General features: G+C 39.7%; 14 protein-coding genes and 1 tRNA gene. 5 read left to right on the top strand and 10 right to left on the bottom strand.

Translation table 11 applies throughout. The features are described 5' to 3' along the window. Positions 1-43: 43 nt before the first annotated feature. From ACGF5R_RS10515 to ACGF5R_RS10505, 3 genes are all read right to left on the bottom strand, one after another. A tRNA-Pro gene (locus ACGF5R_RS10515) sits at positions 44-120 on the bottom strand. Positions 121-195: 75 nt separating this feature from the next. Beyond that, positions 196-1,935, bottom strand: coding sequence for an LPS biosynthesis-modulating metalloenzyme YejM (gene yejM / locus ACGF5R_RS10510; protein ID WP_112878526.1), 1,740 nt, complete (start codon positions 1,933-1,935; stop codon positions 196-198). Positions 1,936-1,967: 32 nt separating this feature from the next. After that, complete coding sequence (locus ACGF5R_RS10505; RefSeq protein WP_011147091.1) at positions 1,968-2,195, bottom strand: YejL family protein; 228 nt, start codon at positions 2,193-2,195, stop codon at positions 1,968-1,970. A 271-nt stretch (positions 2,196-2,466) separates the two neighbouring features. On the opposite strand from ACGF5R_RS10505, the gene yejK reads away from it, so the two are divergent. Then, positions 2,467-3,471: a nucleoid-associated protein YejK gene (yejK, locus tag ACGF5R_RS10500; RefSeq protein ID WP_112878525.1), complete on the top strand. Its 1,005-nt coding sequence runs from the start codon at positions 2,467-2,469 to the stop codon at positions 3,469-3,471. 72 nt (positions 3,472-3,543) lie between these two features. On the opposite strand, the gene rplY is transcribed toward yejK, so the two are convergent. Both rplY and ACGF5R_RS10490 read right to left on the bottom strand, forming a co-directional pair. Next, on the bottom strand, positions 3,544-3,828 hold the full coding sequence (gene rplY / locus ACGF5R_RS10495; protein WP_112878524.1) for a 50S ribosomal protein L25: 285 nt from the start codon (positions 3,826-3,828) through the stop codon (positions 3,544-3,546). Between the two features lie 175 nt (positions 3,829-4,003). After that, positions 4,004-5,761: a DEAD/DEAH box helicase gene (locus ACGF5R_RS10490; RefSeq protein ID WP_112878523.1), complete on the bottom strand. Its 1,758-nt coding sequence runs from the start codon at positions 5,759-5,761 to the stop codon at positions 4,004-4,006. A 289-nt stretch (positions 5,762-6,050) separates the two neighbouring features. On the opposite strand from ACGF5R_RS10490, the gene rsuA reads away from it, so the two are divergent. The 3 genes from rsuA (at position 6,051) to ACGF5R_RS10475 (ending at position 9,326) form a co-directional block, all read left to right on the top strand. After that, positions 6,051-6,752: a 16S rRNA pseudouridine(516) synthase RsuA gene (gene rsuA, locus ACGF5R_RS10485; RefSeq protein WP_112878522.1), complete on the top strand. Its 702-nt coding sequence runs from the start codon at positions 6,051-6,053 to the stop codon at positions 6,750-6,752. A gap of 43 nt (positions 6,753-6,795) precedes the next feature. Then, entirely contained in the window at positions 6,796-7,980 is a 1,185-nt protein-coding gene (locus tag ACGF5R_RS10480) for a Bcr/CflA family multidrug efflux MFS transporter (RefSeq protein ID WP_112878521.1), read from the top strand. A gap of 1,001 nt (positions 7,981-8,981) precedes the next feature. Next, positions 8,982-9,326 (top strand): YejG family protein, encoded by a 345-nt coding sequence (locus tag ACGF5R_RS10475; RefSeq protein ID WP_113041925.1) that lies wholly within the window; start codon positions 8,982-8,984, stop codon positions 9,324-9,326. A gap of 201 nt (positions 9,327-9,527) precedes the next feature. Here ACGF5R_RS10475 and mepS read toward each other — a convergent pair whose 3' ends face one another. Both mepS and ACGF5R_RS10465 read right to left on the bottom strand, forming a co-directional pair. Further along, positions 9,528-10,118, bottom strand: coding sequence for a bifunctional murein DD-endopeptidase/murein LD-carboxypeptidase (mepS, locus tag ACGF5R_RS10470; protein ID WP_112878520.1), 591 nt, complete (start codon positions 10,116-10,118; stop codon positions 9,528-9,530). Between the two features lie 348 nt (positions 10,119-10,466). Then, the gene (locus ACGF5R_RS10465; RefSeq protein ID WP_112878519.1) at positions 10,467-11,171 is read right to left on the bottom strand and encodes a phosphatase PAP2 family protein; all 705 of its coding nucleotides are present in this window, start codon (positions 11,169-11,171) and stop codon (positions 10,467-10,469) included. Between the two features lie 403 nt (positions 11,172-11,574). Here ACGF5R_RS10465 and ACGF5R_RS10460 point away from each other — a divergent pair, with 403 nt between their 5' ends. Further along, positions 11,575-11,919 carry a hypothetical protein gene (locus ACGF5R_RS10460; RefSeq protein WP_240000791.1) on the top strand — a complete coding sequence of 115 codons (345 nt, stop codon included), beginning with the start codon at positions 11,575-11,577 and terminating at the stop codon, positions 11,917-11,919. A 231-nt stretch (positions 11,920-12,150) separates the two neighbouring features. Here the strand turns inward: ACGF5R_RS10460 and yeiP are convergent, their stop codons facing one another. The 3 genes from yeiP to ACGF5R_RS10445 all read right to left on the bottom strand — a co-directional run bounded on the left by yeiP (position 12,151) and on the right by ACGF5R_RS10445 (position 14,650). Further along, a complete protein-coding gene (gene yeiP, locus ACGF5R_RS10455; RefSeq protein ID WP_112878518.1) occupies positions 12,151-12,723 on the bottom strand; it encodes an elongation factor P-like protein YeiP in 573 nt (190 codons plus the stop codon). A 132-nt stretch (positions 12,724-12,855) separates the two neighbouring features. Further along, on the bottom strand, positions 12,856-14,115 hold the full coding sequence (gene mtr / locus ACGF5R_RS10450; protein WP_387690754.1) for a tryptophan permease: 1,260 nt from the start codon (positions 14,113-14,115) through the stop codon (positions 12,856-12,858). 115 nt (positions 14,116-14,230) lie between these two features. Beyond that, complete coding sequence (locus ACGF5R_RS10445) at positions 14,231-14,650, bottom strand: NUDIX hydrolase (protein ID WP_387690752.1); 420 nt, start codon at positions 14,648-14,650, stop codon at positions 14,231-14,233. Between the last annotated feature and the right edge of the window lie 120 nt (positions 14,651-14,770).

Below are 14,770 nucleotides of genomic sequence, written 5' to 3'. Positions count from 1 at the left end.
ATAAAAAAACCAACCATAAGAGGTTGGTTTTTCTAGGGAAATTTGGTCGGCATGATAGGATTTGAACCTACGACCCCCGACACCCCATGACGGTGCGCTACCAAGCTGCGCTACATGCCGATAATTCCTATTATGGTACTGATTTTTTATCTAAAAGCAAGCACTGAATTTTGTGACCGATTGATTTTTAAGCATTTAGTTGGCTATAAAATGTTTAACCTCGGTTAGTATCTGTAACAGTTGTGCCAGATTGGGTTTAGCATCTTTGATTTCGTTGCCTTCCAGGTCATATAGGTGATAGTCACCATTTTTATCCAAGAACAAGGTGTTTTCACTGGTTGTGATGATTAAGGAACCATCATCACCGGTAATTATCCACGGGTTATCACGCTGTGCTGCAAATAGATCTTCGCCTTGAGAATAATCATCAGGAGAATTGCTGACGTGCAACAAACGTTGCATTAATGTTGTCATGATGTCCTGATGGCTTGTCAGTTTACTAATTGTCTGTGATGGTGTTCCTGGCCAATGAATCAGCAGTGGAACATGCATTTGAGCACGATTGAATCTGCCATTATTTATCCACTTAGGTGGATGTGTCGCGGCAAGTTCACTGTGTTCAGCGGTAATAACAATGACCGTATTGTTCAGTGCATTTTTGTTTTTTAGTGTCTCTAGTACAGTATTAATCTGACCATCAAAAGCTGCGGCATTTCCTACTGCATCTGCTTTATCCAAGCCACTTAGCCTCAAGAAGGAGAACCAAGGAGCGTTAGTATTGGGTAAATTCAGCCATTGCTGCCATTGTTCGATGGTGAGTTGGTTGCTTTGGTTGACCTCAATAGGTAATGAATAGTCGGAAAGTAATGCATGACGATAAAGCGGAGTGTCAAATCCCACGGAAGAGAATAGGCCAAATTGATATCCGTGATGAGTCAGGGCATTAATCAGCGCTGATGATTTACGTCCAGCCAGTATTCCATCCAGATAACCAGAAGAAATGCCATAAAACAACCCGAATAAGGCAGTATCATTTTGAATCCCGGTGCTGAAATGTTGATTAAACTGAATGTTGGTTTCTCTGAAATGAGAGAGCACAGGCATATTCTCGGTAATATCTTCATTATCCAGCTTATCAGCTACCAGTATTAACAGATTGTATCCGCTTCCTTTATTCAGATAAGTCAGATCATTAAGTGGATATTCCACTGTCAGCGCAGCAGGATCACCCTGTTGCATAAGGCGGCGCTGATATTCTTGTTGATCCAGCAAACCATGTTTTTCAAGAAATTTACGCGCTGTCATTGGATAGGAGAGCGGTAGGTTGGAACGTTGCATGGTGATCGGACGATAAAAATTAGCGTCAGCCCAGATATACATCAGATGGGAAGCGACAAAGGCCAAAATAAGGACAGCAGCCAGTGGCTTACCAAATCGTTGCCGATTCAGGCTGCGTAGTTTCTGCCAACTCCAGGTGCCAAATAACATCTGTATCAGAAAAATGACCGGGATACAGATGAACATTAGCTGCCATTCTCGCGCCAGTTCCCCTTGATCAGGATTGATGACTAAATCCCAAACTAAAGGTGTAAGGTGAAGGTGGAAACGGTTGTATATGGCAATATCGAATATTAACAGTGTCAGTCCGGCAGTAGCGAAAATGGCTGAAAGAAACCTGAGCAGGCGCTGCGACATGGAAATAAATGTCAGTGGAAACAGAACCAGCAAATAAGCAGCAAAAACAATAAAACTAAAGTGCCCCAGCCAACTAGCCAGAGCATAAACACGACCGAATAGTGAACCCGGCCAGTCAGAAACAAACAGATAACGACTACCCAGTCCAAGACTGAGCAGGATGTTAAACAGGGCAAACCAGTGCCCCCAGCTAATCATCTGGGAAACTTTTTCACGATAACGCTGACGGCTAGTCACCATATTTTGTTTACGTTGTGGTCTTTAGTTAAAAATTAATGGGCTTTATCTTCGTTTACAGAAGATTTAAGCGCGTGTGCAAACGAGTCAGCAATATGTCTGCGCTGTGCAGGAGATATACTCGTATTGATTAAATTTGTCACCATATTGCCCAGCACCATTAGAGAAAGGTCTGTCGGGGTACGGTTTCTTTCCAGAACACTGACGAGTTCTGTTAATAAACGTTCAACGTGTTCGTCACTGTAACGAGATGACTGTGGCATAGATTTAAACTTCCTAAACTAACAAAGCACATTATCTTACCGTATAGATGCGTGATTTTCTGCTCTTTTGTGGCAAATTAATTTACGGTTAAGATTATGTTGCAGTAATAGCCTATTTTTAGCAATTTTTTGATATCTGTCAGCAAATTATAGTTGGTGGCAGATGATGAAATGTTATTTTCTTTTGGGGTTTTTTTATTGCAGTCGTTTGTTATCGGTGTTTGAATGCGTGTTTAAAAATGCGTGAAGTCAGCCGAAAGGAGTAGAAAGAATGAGTCTGCAAATAGACCAGATTGCCTTGCATCAATTAATCAAGCGTGATGAACAGACATTAGATGTCGTGTTGCGTGATTCTTTGCTCGCCACCGATCAAGTGGTGGAAGATATGATGGCTGAATTACACCGAGTATACAGCGCAAAAAGTAAAGCTTACGGCTTATTTAATGAAGAAAGTGAATTGGCAGAAGCACTCAGACATCAGCGTAAAGGTGATGAAGATTTTCTTGGGTTCAGTCGTGCAGCAATGGCACGTTTGAGGGATGAACTGGCAAAATATCCGTTTGCCGAGGGAGGGACGGTCCTGTTTTGTCAGTATCGCTATCTGGCAGTAGAGTATTTATTGATTGCCGTACTTAATAGCTGTAACAGTATGTCTGTTAACGATAATCTGGATTTAAATACTACGCATTATCTGGATATTCCTCATGCTGATATTGTTGCTCGTATAGATTTGACGGAGTGGGAAGCTAATCCTGAATCAAGCCGTTATTTAACATTCCTGAAAGGTCGAGTAGGGCGTAAAGTTTCAGATTTCTTTATGGATTTTCTCGCTGCTAGTGAAGGTATGAATGCTAAAGTTCAGAATAAAGGATTGCTACAAGCAGTTGATGATTATTGTGAATCTGGTGAGCTTGATAAGAATGAGCGTCAAGCCTATCGTCAGCAAGTATACAGCTATTGTAATGAACAATTGCAGGCGGGAGAGGAAATAGAAATTAAGGCGTTGTCTCAGGCATTACCCTCGTTTGGAGAACAGAATTTTCAGCAGTTTTCTCAGGAACAAGGATATGAGCTGGAAGAGAGTTTCCCAGCAGATCGCAGTACGTTACGCCAGTTGACTAAATTTGCCGGTAGTGGTGGCGGATTAACAATCAATTTTGATGCGATGTTATTTGGTGAAAGAATTTTTTGGGATCCGGCAACGGATACTTTAACTATTAAAGGCACGCCGCCAAATTTACGAGATCAGTTACAGCGTCATAGTGGTGGTCATTGATGCTAAGAAATAAATAACGCCGCAAATGCGGCGTTATTTACTCGGCGTCCCGAAAAGCTCGGCTGTGGCTAATTAAGCACGCAGGAAGTCAATGTGCGCCAGTTTTGGCTTAAACGGATGGCGCTGTACAGCCTGCACTTTAACTTTAGTCTCTTTACCGTCGATAACCAAGGTCAGAACTTCGCTATAAAATTCAGCTTGGTGTTCCATATTGATAACCAGATCATGATTCAGTTCAATAGAAACTGGCTCTTGGTTGCCACCGTATACGATAGCTGGGAACTTGTTAGTTCTGCGCAGGCGGCGGCTCGCACCTTTGCCCTGCTCTTTACGTACTTCTGCATTAATAGTAAACATTATTTTTTCTCTTCAAGAAGAAAATAAATCCTGCTACAGGCGACCCAGCGGCAGGTTCGAGATTTGGCTTAACATTTAACATAGTAACACCGTGTTAAGCGGGCGGCATTCTAGCGAAAAATGGCAGTTACAGCAAATGGAATAGGTTAATCTGAACCTATTAATACAATTCATTTTAATACAATTCATCTGCTCGTCGAAAACGCCCTTGGTAATTAAAGATCTTTTCACGAATTTGCCAGAATCGGCCTTTTTTACGGGCGACAACAAAATCTGGATGGCGTAATAAAGATTGCCGGCGAACGATATCTGAGGCGGTTTTCCAGTCAAAAGGTATTGCCGGGGCACGTTGATGCTGACGGAGAAATTGGTGCTCAAAGGCTAGTCGTTGGGCAGGGGTTGTCAGCCGAAAGCGTTCCGAAACATCAGCACCATCTTCATCGTAATAGATGATTTTCAGACATTCGCCTTTACTGTCAGTTTCAGAGATGAGTTGCATGCCACCACAACGTAGTACCAGTGCATCTTTGAGCTTCAATGCGGCTTTCAACATATCGTCGGGATCAACCAGCACTTCCTGGCAACTGTGGCAACGCCGCGCTGCAATATCATTTTCTGCATTGCAATGAGGGCAGAGTTTAAAACGAAAGCGGAACTCACATTGATGGCGTTTGCCGCATTGATCCTTTTCCCAACCCTGACAGCGGCGGCCGAAGTGTTCAATAATTTCACCGTCGGAGGTGCATTTTCCCCAAAATAGATTAGCGAAGTTACAGATAGGGCAGAATACTTGAACCGGTTGGCTCTGTTTATCCGGTTTATTGCTGCCAACTTCTGGTGTGTAGAGATCGTGAGGATTTCCTGCATAATCGAGAATTAGGCAATCTTTTTTGCCGGGAAATAATCGTAAACCCCGACCGATAATTTGCTGATATAAACTGACGGATTCAGTAGGGCGCAAAATAGCTATCAGATCAACATGGGGAGCGTCAAATCCAGTTGTCAATACAGCGACGTTAACCATATAGCGCAATTGCTGAGTTTTAAAGGCTTCGATAAATAGATCACGATCAGCGGTTGATGTATCGGCGCTGACTAATGCAGCTTGGCCGGAAGGGAGTAATTGAAAAATTTCTTTGGCATGTTCGACAGTTGCAGCAAAAAGCATAACGCCTTTGCGATCAGCGGAATATTCAATGACTTGTTTTATAATATGAGGCGTGATGCGTTTTTGTCGTTTAATTTCGTGATTTAAATCAGTTTTATTGAAGATACCTTGCTGACTGGAGCGGACTTGACTGAAATCATATTGCATAACTGGCATGTCTAGCCGCTTTGGGGGCACCAGGAAACCGTGTTTAATCATATAACGCAGGGGCAATTCATAGATGCAATCACGGAAAAAACAGTTTTCATCACCACGGATCATCCCGTGATAGTGATATTGATATATCCAGCCGATAGCCAGTCTGTAGGGTGTTGCTGTTAAGCCAAGAATACGTAGCTGCGGGTTATTTTGCCGAAGGTGATGAATAATTTGCTGATATTGGCTGTTTTCATCATCACTAATACGGTGGCATTCATCAATTATCAGCAAAGAGAATTGATTGTCAAAATATTCAAGATTACGGGCAACAGATTGTACACTGCCAAACACCACCTTGCCTGTGCTTTGCTTCTGCTGCAATCCCGCGGAAAAAATATCTGCTGGTAAACCGTATGCGCAATATTTGCTGTAGTTCTGTGCAACTAATTCTTTTACATGCGCTAATACTAATACTTTCCCATGAGCTAACTTTGCTAGTTCAGCAATAACTAGGCTTTTACCTGCTCCAGTTGGTAATACAATGACCGCAGGCTCATGATGGTGCCGGAAATGATTAATAGTGGCATCCACGGCTTCTTGCTGATAGGGACGTAAAGTAAAAATCATAATCGTTCCGCAACAGAAAAATATTCGTAAAAGAGTAACATTTTTCTTATCAATTTGCTGTGGGCGGAAGTCAAGGTAAGATAATTATCTGATTGTGTGAAACTATAACTGGTTATAACAAATAGATAATTGTTGTTTATAGTAAACATAGTTATGATTAGCTTTGAAATCTTTTGGGTTCATTTCACATCTTCTTTTTTGGTGGTTCGGTGTTGTAGTGCCGAGGTAGTGCCAAAATAGTAGAGGATCACGTTCATTTTTAAATTAATTAATATAGGTGTCTTCATCCATGCGATTGGATAAATTTTTGTCACAACAGCTTGGTATCAGCCGGAATGACGTAGGGCGCGAGTTGCGTGCGGGGCGTATCACTGTTGATGATGAGATTGTAAAAACGGGAGCTTATAAATTAACTCCAGAGCAACAGGTCATGTTTGATGGTTCATTATTGGAACAGCAGCAAGGGCCTCGTTATTTTATGCTAAATAAACCACAGGGGTATGTCTGTTCCACCGATGATCCGATAAATCCAACGGTGCTCTATTTTATTGATGAGCCGGTAGCGCATAAATTACATACTGCGGGTAGGTTGGATATGGATACTACGGGTCTGGTTTTGTTAACTGATGATGGCCAATGGTCTCACCGTATTACTTCCCCGAAACATCATTGTAAAAAAACATATCTAGTCACACTTGAATGTCCAGTTGCAGCAGAGACGGCAGATAAATTTCTTGCAGGTGTGCAACTTAATGGTGAAAAAACAGTGACAAAACCTGCCCAGCTGGAAATTCTGGAGCCTCAAGTAGCCCGTCTGACGATTAGTGAAGGGCGTTATCATCAGGTAAAACGTATGTTTGCAGCGGTAGGTAATCGGGTAACCTCGCTTCATCGTGAGCGAATCGGTGAAATCATTTTAGCTCCTGAACTGGAGCCAGGAGAGTACCGATCATTAACTGAGCAAGAAATTGCCAGTGTCACTCTTCTTTAATTCTGGTTTTAGTTAATTATTTTAAATTATTGGAGCAATATACGTGCAACAACAACGATCATCCTATTTGGGACTGATTTTAATCCTTGGGCTACTTTCTATGTTAATGCCCCTTGCCATTGATATGTATTTGCCGAGTTTGCCGACTGTTGCCGAGGATTTCGGTGTAGATAACGGACAGGTTCAGATGACGCTGAGCAGTTATATTCTTGGTTTTGCCATCGGTCAGATGGTATATGGTCCAATGGCTGACAGTTTGGGGCGTAAGCCGGTTATTCTGGGTGGGGTTACTGTATTTGCTCTAGCTTCAGCTGCGTGTGCAATGGTTCAGAATATCGATGATTTTATTTATATGCGCTTTTTGCATGGATTCTCCGCCGCCGCAGCGGGTGTTGTCATTAATGCGCTAATGCGAGATCTGTTCACCAAAGACGAATTCTCGCGTAGCATGTCTTTTGTGATATTGGTAATGACTATTGCCCCATTAATTGCTCCAATTCTTGGTGGCATGATAATGATTTGGTTCACCTGGCATGCGATTTTCTGGAGTATTGCGGTGGCTTCTGTTATTGCTGTATTCCTTGTCGCTTTCTTTATAAGAGAGACGTTGCCAAAAGAAAAAAGACAAAAATTTCATCTTCGTACAACCGTAAGCCAGTTTATTATGTTATTTCGCCAGCGTCGTGTATTTTGCTACATGCTTGCCAGCGGTTTTTCATTTGCAGGAATGTTCTCTTTTCTCAGTGCAGGGCCATTTGTTTATATTGAGTTGAATGGTGTTTCGCCCCAGAACTTTGGTTATTACTTTGCGCTTAACATCGTATTTCTGTTTGTGATGACGACAATAAATAGTCGCTATGTCCGGCGTTTTGGTGCGTTGAAGATGATGTATTTTGGTTTGAGTGTGCAGTTTATGATGGGGATCTGGTTGTTACTGTCTACCGCGCTCGATTTTGGCTTTATTGCTCTGGTCATCGGTATTGCAGCTTATGTATGTGGTATTGCAATGATTACATCCAATGTCATGGCAGTGGTTTTAGATGATTATCCACATATGGCCGGAACTGTATCTTCATTGGCAGGTACAGTTCGTTTTGGTATTAGTGCTTTGGTTGGTATATTACTTGCTATGTTACCTGCACGTAATGCCTGGCCAATGGTTGGTTCTATGGTTTTATCTGTTACTTTGGCTGTGTTGCTTATTATATACGCAAAAAAGCGGCGATAAATAAAAACAGAAGGCTGTTTTCATGTGCAGCCTTTTCCTTCAAAAGAAAATTAGGGTAAGCGAAAAATATTTTTGATGATGTTGTCTAGTTATAATTTTATGTGAGATTTTTGAGAAATTTTTTTATTCTAAAATATATGTCTACTTTCGTTGATATATTCTTGATTGACAGGGGTAAGATTTAATCTTATTTATTAAAGATAACCAATTAGAACAGAAAATTATGCTATTTTTTGTTATTCTAAGATTTGCCGTTAAGTAACGAGGTTGTAATAGCTTTGTAGTATTAGCTGCATTTTCTGTATTACTAACATTATCATTAAAAACGATAATGTCAGTAAAGAGAATGTTTTTCCTGAATATTCAGGAAAATTGAAAAATTGGTTATGCATAATATACCCTATGGATTTCAAGATGCATCGCGACGGCAAGGGGAGTTTATTTTTTTATTATTGCTGTTGCGTATTTGTTGATTTTTATATTCCTGTTGAGCTGAGAAGCTAACTTTTTACTATAAGGAAATTCCGAAATGTTTTGCCGTGTGAATAAATTGTTATTGATGCATTGATAGTGATTATAAGTCATTGTTGTATTTTTGTTAAATTAACAAAAATTAAACGGCGTTATCATTAGGTTGTCATTAATTATACCTTATAAAACACATTGTTATCTATTTGTTTTTACAGTTCTTATTTGATTTTTATGTTAAAGTGTTGAGTTGAAAAAATAAAATATGTAAACAATCATTAAACATAAAGTTGGGTTTTTGCATAAAAATTAGTTGAGTTTTCTTTAAAAAAAGTATAAATATATGAGAAATGAGAGATTGATCTCACTTTTTCTAAGGTGAAATTTGGAATTAATGTAATACTATAAACACAAATTTAACTTTTCGTTTACCTTTTTTGGGGGTTAGTTATTCGGTTTTGGCGAGTAGAACACCTGAAGATAGCCGCTAACTTTAACTTTTGTATCTATGTTCTTTCAGGTAGGAATGATTCGTGAATAATATTCAGCTTTCGGTAGTACATCGGCTGCCGCAAAGTTACAAGTGGTCACCCGGTTTTGTGGGTATCAAAGTTGAGCCGCTTCCGGTTGATGAAGTGAATGCAGAAAGCAGCCTGATGGGGTTGAAGTTACTCAGCCACGAAGACGGGGCTGCGTGGAATATTATGCAAAAATTACAGCAATCACTTGCTGATATGCAAATTGGAAGCACTGTGATTGAGTTGGAAGGTCAGCCGTGCTTATTTATTAATAGTGAAGACGAAAGTGCGGTTATGTGTCGTTTGAAGACACTTGGCGCTGCCATTGCTGAAAAGATAACAGCGCTTTATCCATTTTGATATATACCCTATGGATTTCAAGATGCATCGTGACGGCAAGGAAGCGAATCCCCAGGGGCATAGAGCATAGATAACTATGTGACCGGGATGAGTGAGTGCAGCCAATAAAGAGGCAATTTGAAAGATAGCGGGTATAAACGCGAAAAGCGCTTCCTTTAATGGGAGCGCTTTTTTGCGGGCAAGGGGGTAAGGGAAAAATTTTTAGCCGTTAGGTGCCATACTATTGCTGATGACCCGGCGACCACCATAATAACGTTTGCTCCAGTATGTACTGCTTAACCTGGAAACGATTACACCATTGCTAGTAGAGGCATGAACAAATTGGTCATTGCCAACATAGATGCCAATATGCCTGGTACGGGCACCTGTCTTAAATAAAACTAAATCGCCAGGGCGTAATCTTGAACGGTCGATTTTTTTGCCAATATTTTGTTGTTCAAATGTTGAACGTGGTAGTTCCATGCCAAACTGGTCACGGAAAGTACGTTGAACAAAGGCAGAACAATCTATACCGCGTTTAGTATCGCCACCGAGTCGATAGGCAACCCCTTTCCAGCCATTGTATTGGCTAAGAATTTTGGATTTTATGTCCAGATTGCGAACGAGTGCTTCGAATTCATCCTGAGACGCTTGAAGTAAGAAGCCGTTCTTACCATTTACTGCATGCGTATCAGTTTGTGTGTTACGAAACCTTGATGAATCTGGTGAGCTGCACGCGGATAAGGTGATCGCTACGAACAGCGCGGGTATCAGCCGCGTAATGTATCTCAGTGCCGGTTGAGACTTGACCATTATTTTTGTTTTCCCTTGCTATCCTTACCTTAGTTGGTCGCTATTATTGAAAAATATCAAACGCTTCAAAGCCTGGTGTTAGAAAAAACAATGAGTAAACAACGCGCTTGGCGAAAAAACGCGTTTGATGCCACGTTTTATAACGATATTTACAATAAATGTTATTCAGATCGAGAGTACAGAAACAATCAGGAAAAGGCGAGTATTTAATGACATAATTTACAAAAAATTAGATTTCTAAATGGGAGAGATTAGGAGTGTTGCTAATTTATGTGGGTTTTATGAACTATTAGGAAGGTTAAATACCTTCACGATATGATTCAGTAAAAAGAGTTTATGGGAAAGATCTTAAATTGGGCGGCCAATTTGCGGTAGATTTTTATCCAACCAGTTAATCATTATGTCACTTAATGGTGTTAATAGTAGCCAACTTGTTCCGATTAGCACCAGAGATAAAGAACCGACTGCAATATCAGTAAACCAGTGAGCTCCTGCTATGATGCGAGGTAACGCAAATATTACCATAATGAGTAATGCAATACAGAATGCTCTGCCTGAGATATATCGAAGAATAAAGCAGCTGAAAATCAGGAGCATTAATCCGTGATCACCTGGAAAGCTATCACCTGATGCATCTTTTGTTACCAGATTGGTCATTTCGCTAATACGATTGATATGATCGAAGGTTAATGTTGGGCTTGGACGGACAACAGGGAGTAGATGACCGATTTGGTTAAGTATAACTGCGCTTATTATCATGACCAAGCCAATCATGAATAATCTGCGTTTGCCATCGTAATTCTGTTTACGAAAAGTGTTGTAATACAGCAATCCCATACATAAAAGTGAAATGACATCGAAGGCCCTGATATTCACAAATGCTACAAATTCTGTGAATGTTGAGCCTGATGTTAATTTCTCATTAAAGAAGTAGAAGATTGCAGAGTCGATCTTGAGCCAGAAACCATGATGCTCTGGTAAATACCAGGAGAGAAATAAAGTGATACCTAACAGGTTCAGTATAAATATGGCAAATGGGTGACTGCGTGTCATGGGAGACCTATTTGTTAAAAATAAGATAAGTGGTAACTAAACTTACAATTATGTAGGTTAATATAACAAATATTGAGTAATAATGTCACAGTTCTTAATCATAAGTTAATTTTTTGTTGTTTTTATCTACTTTGTTGTGCTTTTTCCAGCATTTTTTTATTTACTTTGGTATTCCTGTTCAATTCTATGGATTTTATTGAGTGATCTTGGGGTGTTTAAGGTTGTAAATTCTTAATTTATTAAGAATTACTTCTGATAATTCTAATATTGTAAGATATAAATATCTTAATCAGTTTTAATCGCTAAAAATCATAAATAAACAATGAAAATAGCCGTTACCAATACATAGGCTCATAAATTTTTCCGATTTCTAGATTGATTTCATTTTTGGAAATCGCAGCGAATGATGCTGTTTTATGGTGGGGGCTTTATGTCTATGTTTCGGGTTATAATGGGTTGTTTTTTTCTGATAATTTCTGGTCTTGTCAATAGTGAGCCAGAAACAACATCAAATACAGGGGTTATTCGCTTTTCTGGTGCGATCGTTGAATCACCGTGTCGTTTTGATTGGCGTGATAACTGGGCTGACACCACTTGTTGGCGAAAAGGACATAAGATTACCCAACGACAAAAGCTCGATTTGCAAAATGATATTTATTTTTATTTACCACACCAAATGGGGGTAACAGAGATTAAATGGATAAAAGGAAAAGAGAAAATTGGCGTTGTTACAATTTTCTATAATTGATGTTAAGAAAAATTTTATATGTTATTTATTCAATGTTTAATTGAAGAAGAGTCGGGATTTTATCTGTCATTGCTAAAATGAATGAGTGACAGATTTACATTATATTTTATTTGGGAATTTAAATTATGCCAAAATGTTAATGGAAAGGAGCTGACTGATTTAATGAATGGAATAAAATAAAAAGTGAGTTACCCTGTTTTATACCGGGTAACTCAGAATTAGCCAATATTATTAATCGCAACGCCCCATATAGCGGCGTTCTGCAATATGAATACGGATTTTTTCCCCGCTACTGATATATTCAGGTACTTGCACGGTGAGTCCGGTGCTCATTTTAGCTGGTTTTGTTCGTGCACTGGCTGAAGCGCCTTTAATTCCAGGGGCTGTTTCTTCAATAACCATATCGACTGTTTGTGGTAGTTCAAGGGCAATGACTTGCCCCTCTATCGTCAGAACTTGCATACCAGGCAGGCCACCTTCAGGAATAAATAACAACTCTTCTTCGATTTGTTCCTTTTTAAAGTGATAAGGTGTGAAATCTTCATCATCCATGAAAACATATTCATCGCCATCAATGTAGGAAAAGTTAACGCTACGACGAGTTAGGTTGATCGTATCAAGGATATCATCGCCTTTGAAGCGTTCTTCCACTTTTTGACCAGTGCGGATATCAGTAAAGCGCATTTTATATAATGTGCTAGCTCCCCGGGCGCTTGGTGCTTGAATATCAATATCTTTAACCAGCAGTAACTTACCATTATAACTGACGGCGCTACCGCGTTTAATTTCATTGGCTTTAGCCATATGTAACCTTCCATAAAACTACAAGAGAATAATCGGCGACAAAATTACTCGCAGTCAAGACATTAGGCAAGTAGGGATTAAAAAACCCCACTGTTTTTTTACATTGGGGTTGTAGTAAGAATGTCTTATATATCAACGATACACAGGTAATAAATCAAGAGAGGACAAAATATGAGCTATAGCATTTATCAAACCAAACAGAATGACGAACCCAATGAGGAATTTCCCTCCTGGCGCTCGGTAACTGGCTTCAGGAAAGCGCTGGCGACTTGCCCGAGCCATGAGTGCTGGAATAATGACAGCCCAGATGGTTGCAGCGAATCCAGCAAAACCAATGGCATATAGAAAGCCATTGGGGAATAGTAAAGCTAGCGCTGTTGGTGGAATAAATGTCACTAATGCAGATTTTAACCGGCCGGGGTTGTTATCTTTAAAACCGAAAAAATCGGCTATGTAATCAAATAGCCCTAAGGAGACACCAAGAAATGAGCTTGCTAATGCCATATAAGAGAAGGCATTTAGAAGCTGGTGAACAGTTTTGCTGTTTGTTGTATTATCCATGTGTTTTAATAAATCACCGATATTCCCGCCATCAGCAATAATCTGTTTGAATGCTTCGCGAGGAATATTTCCCTGAATGACATATTGCCACAGGATATAAATAGCTAATGCGATTAATGTGCCTAATAACAGGCTGCGAATAACGGCTTTTCTATCTTTATGATAATATTTTACTAAACTTGGGATGTTACCGTGATATCCGAATGAAACGAGTAAATAGGGCAGAGCGGCTAAAGCGTAAGATATATAACTTGTTGTCGTGTCGTTTGATATAGCATCCGTCTGATTAAACAGAATGACATATTTCACTTCGGTAAACATGCCGCCAACCGACATAAAAAAAGTAATAACCATACCGCCGATCAAAATTGTGCTCAAACGATCGACAGCTTGAGTCGATAACCAGACAATAAATGCAACGATAAAAGCGAAAATAAAGCCAGCATTTGCCTGTGATATCGAAATAATATTTTTAAAATTGTGGGCAATAATTGAGCCACCCGCTGAAATGTAGGCGTAGGTTAATATATAAAGTACGAATGCAATAGAGATGCCATTGATTGCATTCCATCCTTTACCGAGTAAATCTTTAGTCATGGTATGGAAGCTTGCACCTGATGGGTAGTTCAGGTTGGTTTCTAGTATCATCAAGCCGGAAAAATACATACACACCCATGTGTAAACCAGCAGAATAATTGAGCCAGTAAACCAGACACCGGAAGTTGCCACAGGAGTAGAGAACATTCCTGCACCGACAGCAGTTCCGGCAATTATCATTGCACCACCCAGTATGGGAGGGCGCTTTAAACTCTGGGGTGTCTCAATGGACATATTAACTCCTGCTGGTATATTGTTTCTTTGTACTAGCTCAAAGATACATTTTTGTCTATAGAGTGTAAATAGATGTCATAAAGGATTATTTGAAATTGAACTAACATAAGTTAGTTCATTCGGTAAAATAAAATTTATTTTCTTGCCACATTTTTATTGCATTACGGCTAGCTTCAAAATGAGGTTCAGGAAGATTATCGGGATCGCACCACATAAACTGTTCACATTTTTCTGGTTCCATCAATTTTGGTTCACCACCTGGATGTTTTGCCAGTAAACATACTGAAATAGTATGTTTTCCTTCCTGTTGGTAAGTTTGAAGGTTATTACAAATACCGTAGACCTTTGGTGATTGAATCGTCAGACCCGTTTCTTCTTCAATTTCACGGATTGCACATTGCTCAAAAGTTTCTCCGTCATCAACATGACCACCAAAGATTGACCAGTATGGAGCATGTTTACTGTTACGTTTTCCGAGTAAGACTTGACCATATTCGTTCACAATAACTACGCCAACACCCACAATGACAGACATTTGGTTTATTCCTTTCATCTAAATTTCAATAAATTAGCAATTCTTTTTGAGAAAAATTCAATGCTATTCTTATCCGGAAATCAATTTAAGACAACGATCAATAACGATCAATAAAGTACG

This window comes from Photorhabdus sp. RM71S (assembly GCF_042879355.1).
GTDB lineage: Bacteria > Pseudomonadota > Gammaproteobacteria > Enterobacterales > Enterobacteriaceae > Photorhabdus > Photorhabdus kayaii.
This window is presented reverse-complemented; position numbering and strand designations above follow the sequence as displayed.

Excerpts from the sequence above, each read along its gene's own strand:
- ACGF5R_RS10505 (WP_011147091.1), bottom strand. The coding sequence starts at position 2,195 with ATGCCACAGTCATCTCGTTACAGTGACGAACACGTTGAACGTTTATTA.
- mepS (WP_112878520.1), bottom strand. The coding sequence starts at position 10,118 with ATGGTCAAGTCTCAACCGGCACTGAGATACATTACGCGGCTGATACCC.
- yejK (WP_112878525.1), top strand. The coding sequence starts at position 2,467 with ATGAGTCTGCAAATAGACCAGATTGCCTTGCATCAATTAATCAAGCGT.
- yeiP (WP_112878518.1), bottom strand. The coding sequence starts at position 12,723 with ATGGCTAAAGCCAATGAAATTAAACGCGGTAGCGCCGTCAGTTATAAT.
- yejM (WP_112878526.1), bottom strand. The coding sequence starts at position 1,935 with ATGGTGACTAGCCGTCAGCGTTATCGTGAAAAAGTTTCCCAGATGATT.
- rsuA (WP_112878522.1), top strand. The coding sequence starts at position 6,051 with ATGCGATTGGATAAATTTTTGTCACAACAGCTTGGTATCAGCCGGAAT.
- ACGF5R_RS10445 (WP_387690752.1), bottom strand. The coding sequence starts at position 14,650 with ATGTCTGTCATTGTGGGTGTTGGCGTAGTTATTGTGAACGAATATGGT.
- rplY (WP_112878524.1), bottom strand. The coding sequence starts at position 3,828 with ATGTTTACTATTAATGCAGAAGTACGTAAAGAGCAGGGCAAAGGTGCG.
- ACGF5R_RS10460 (WP_240000791.1), top strand. The coding sequence starts at position 11,575 with ATGATGCTGTTTTATGGTGGGGGCTTTATGTCTATGTTTCGGGTTATA.
- ACGF5R_RS10490 (WP_112878523.1), bottom strand. The coding sequence starts at position 5,761 with ATGATTTTTACTTTACGTCCCTATCAGCAAGAAGCCGTGGATGCCACT.
- ACGF5R_RS10465 (WP_112878519.1), bottom strand. The coding sequence starts at position 11,171 with ATGACACGCAGTCACCCATTTGCCATATTTATACTGAACCTGTTAGGT.
- mtr (WP_387690754.1), bottom strand. The coding sequence starts at position 14,115 with ATGTCCATTGAGACACCCCAGAGTTTAAAGCGCCCTCCCATACTGGGT.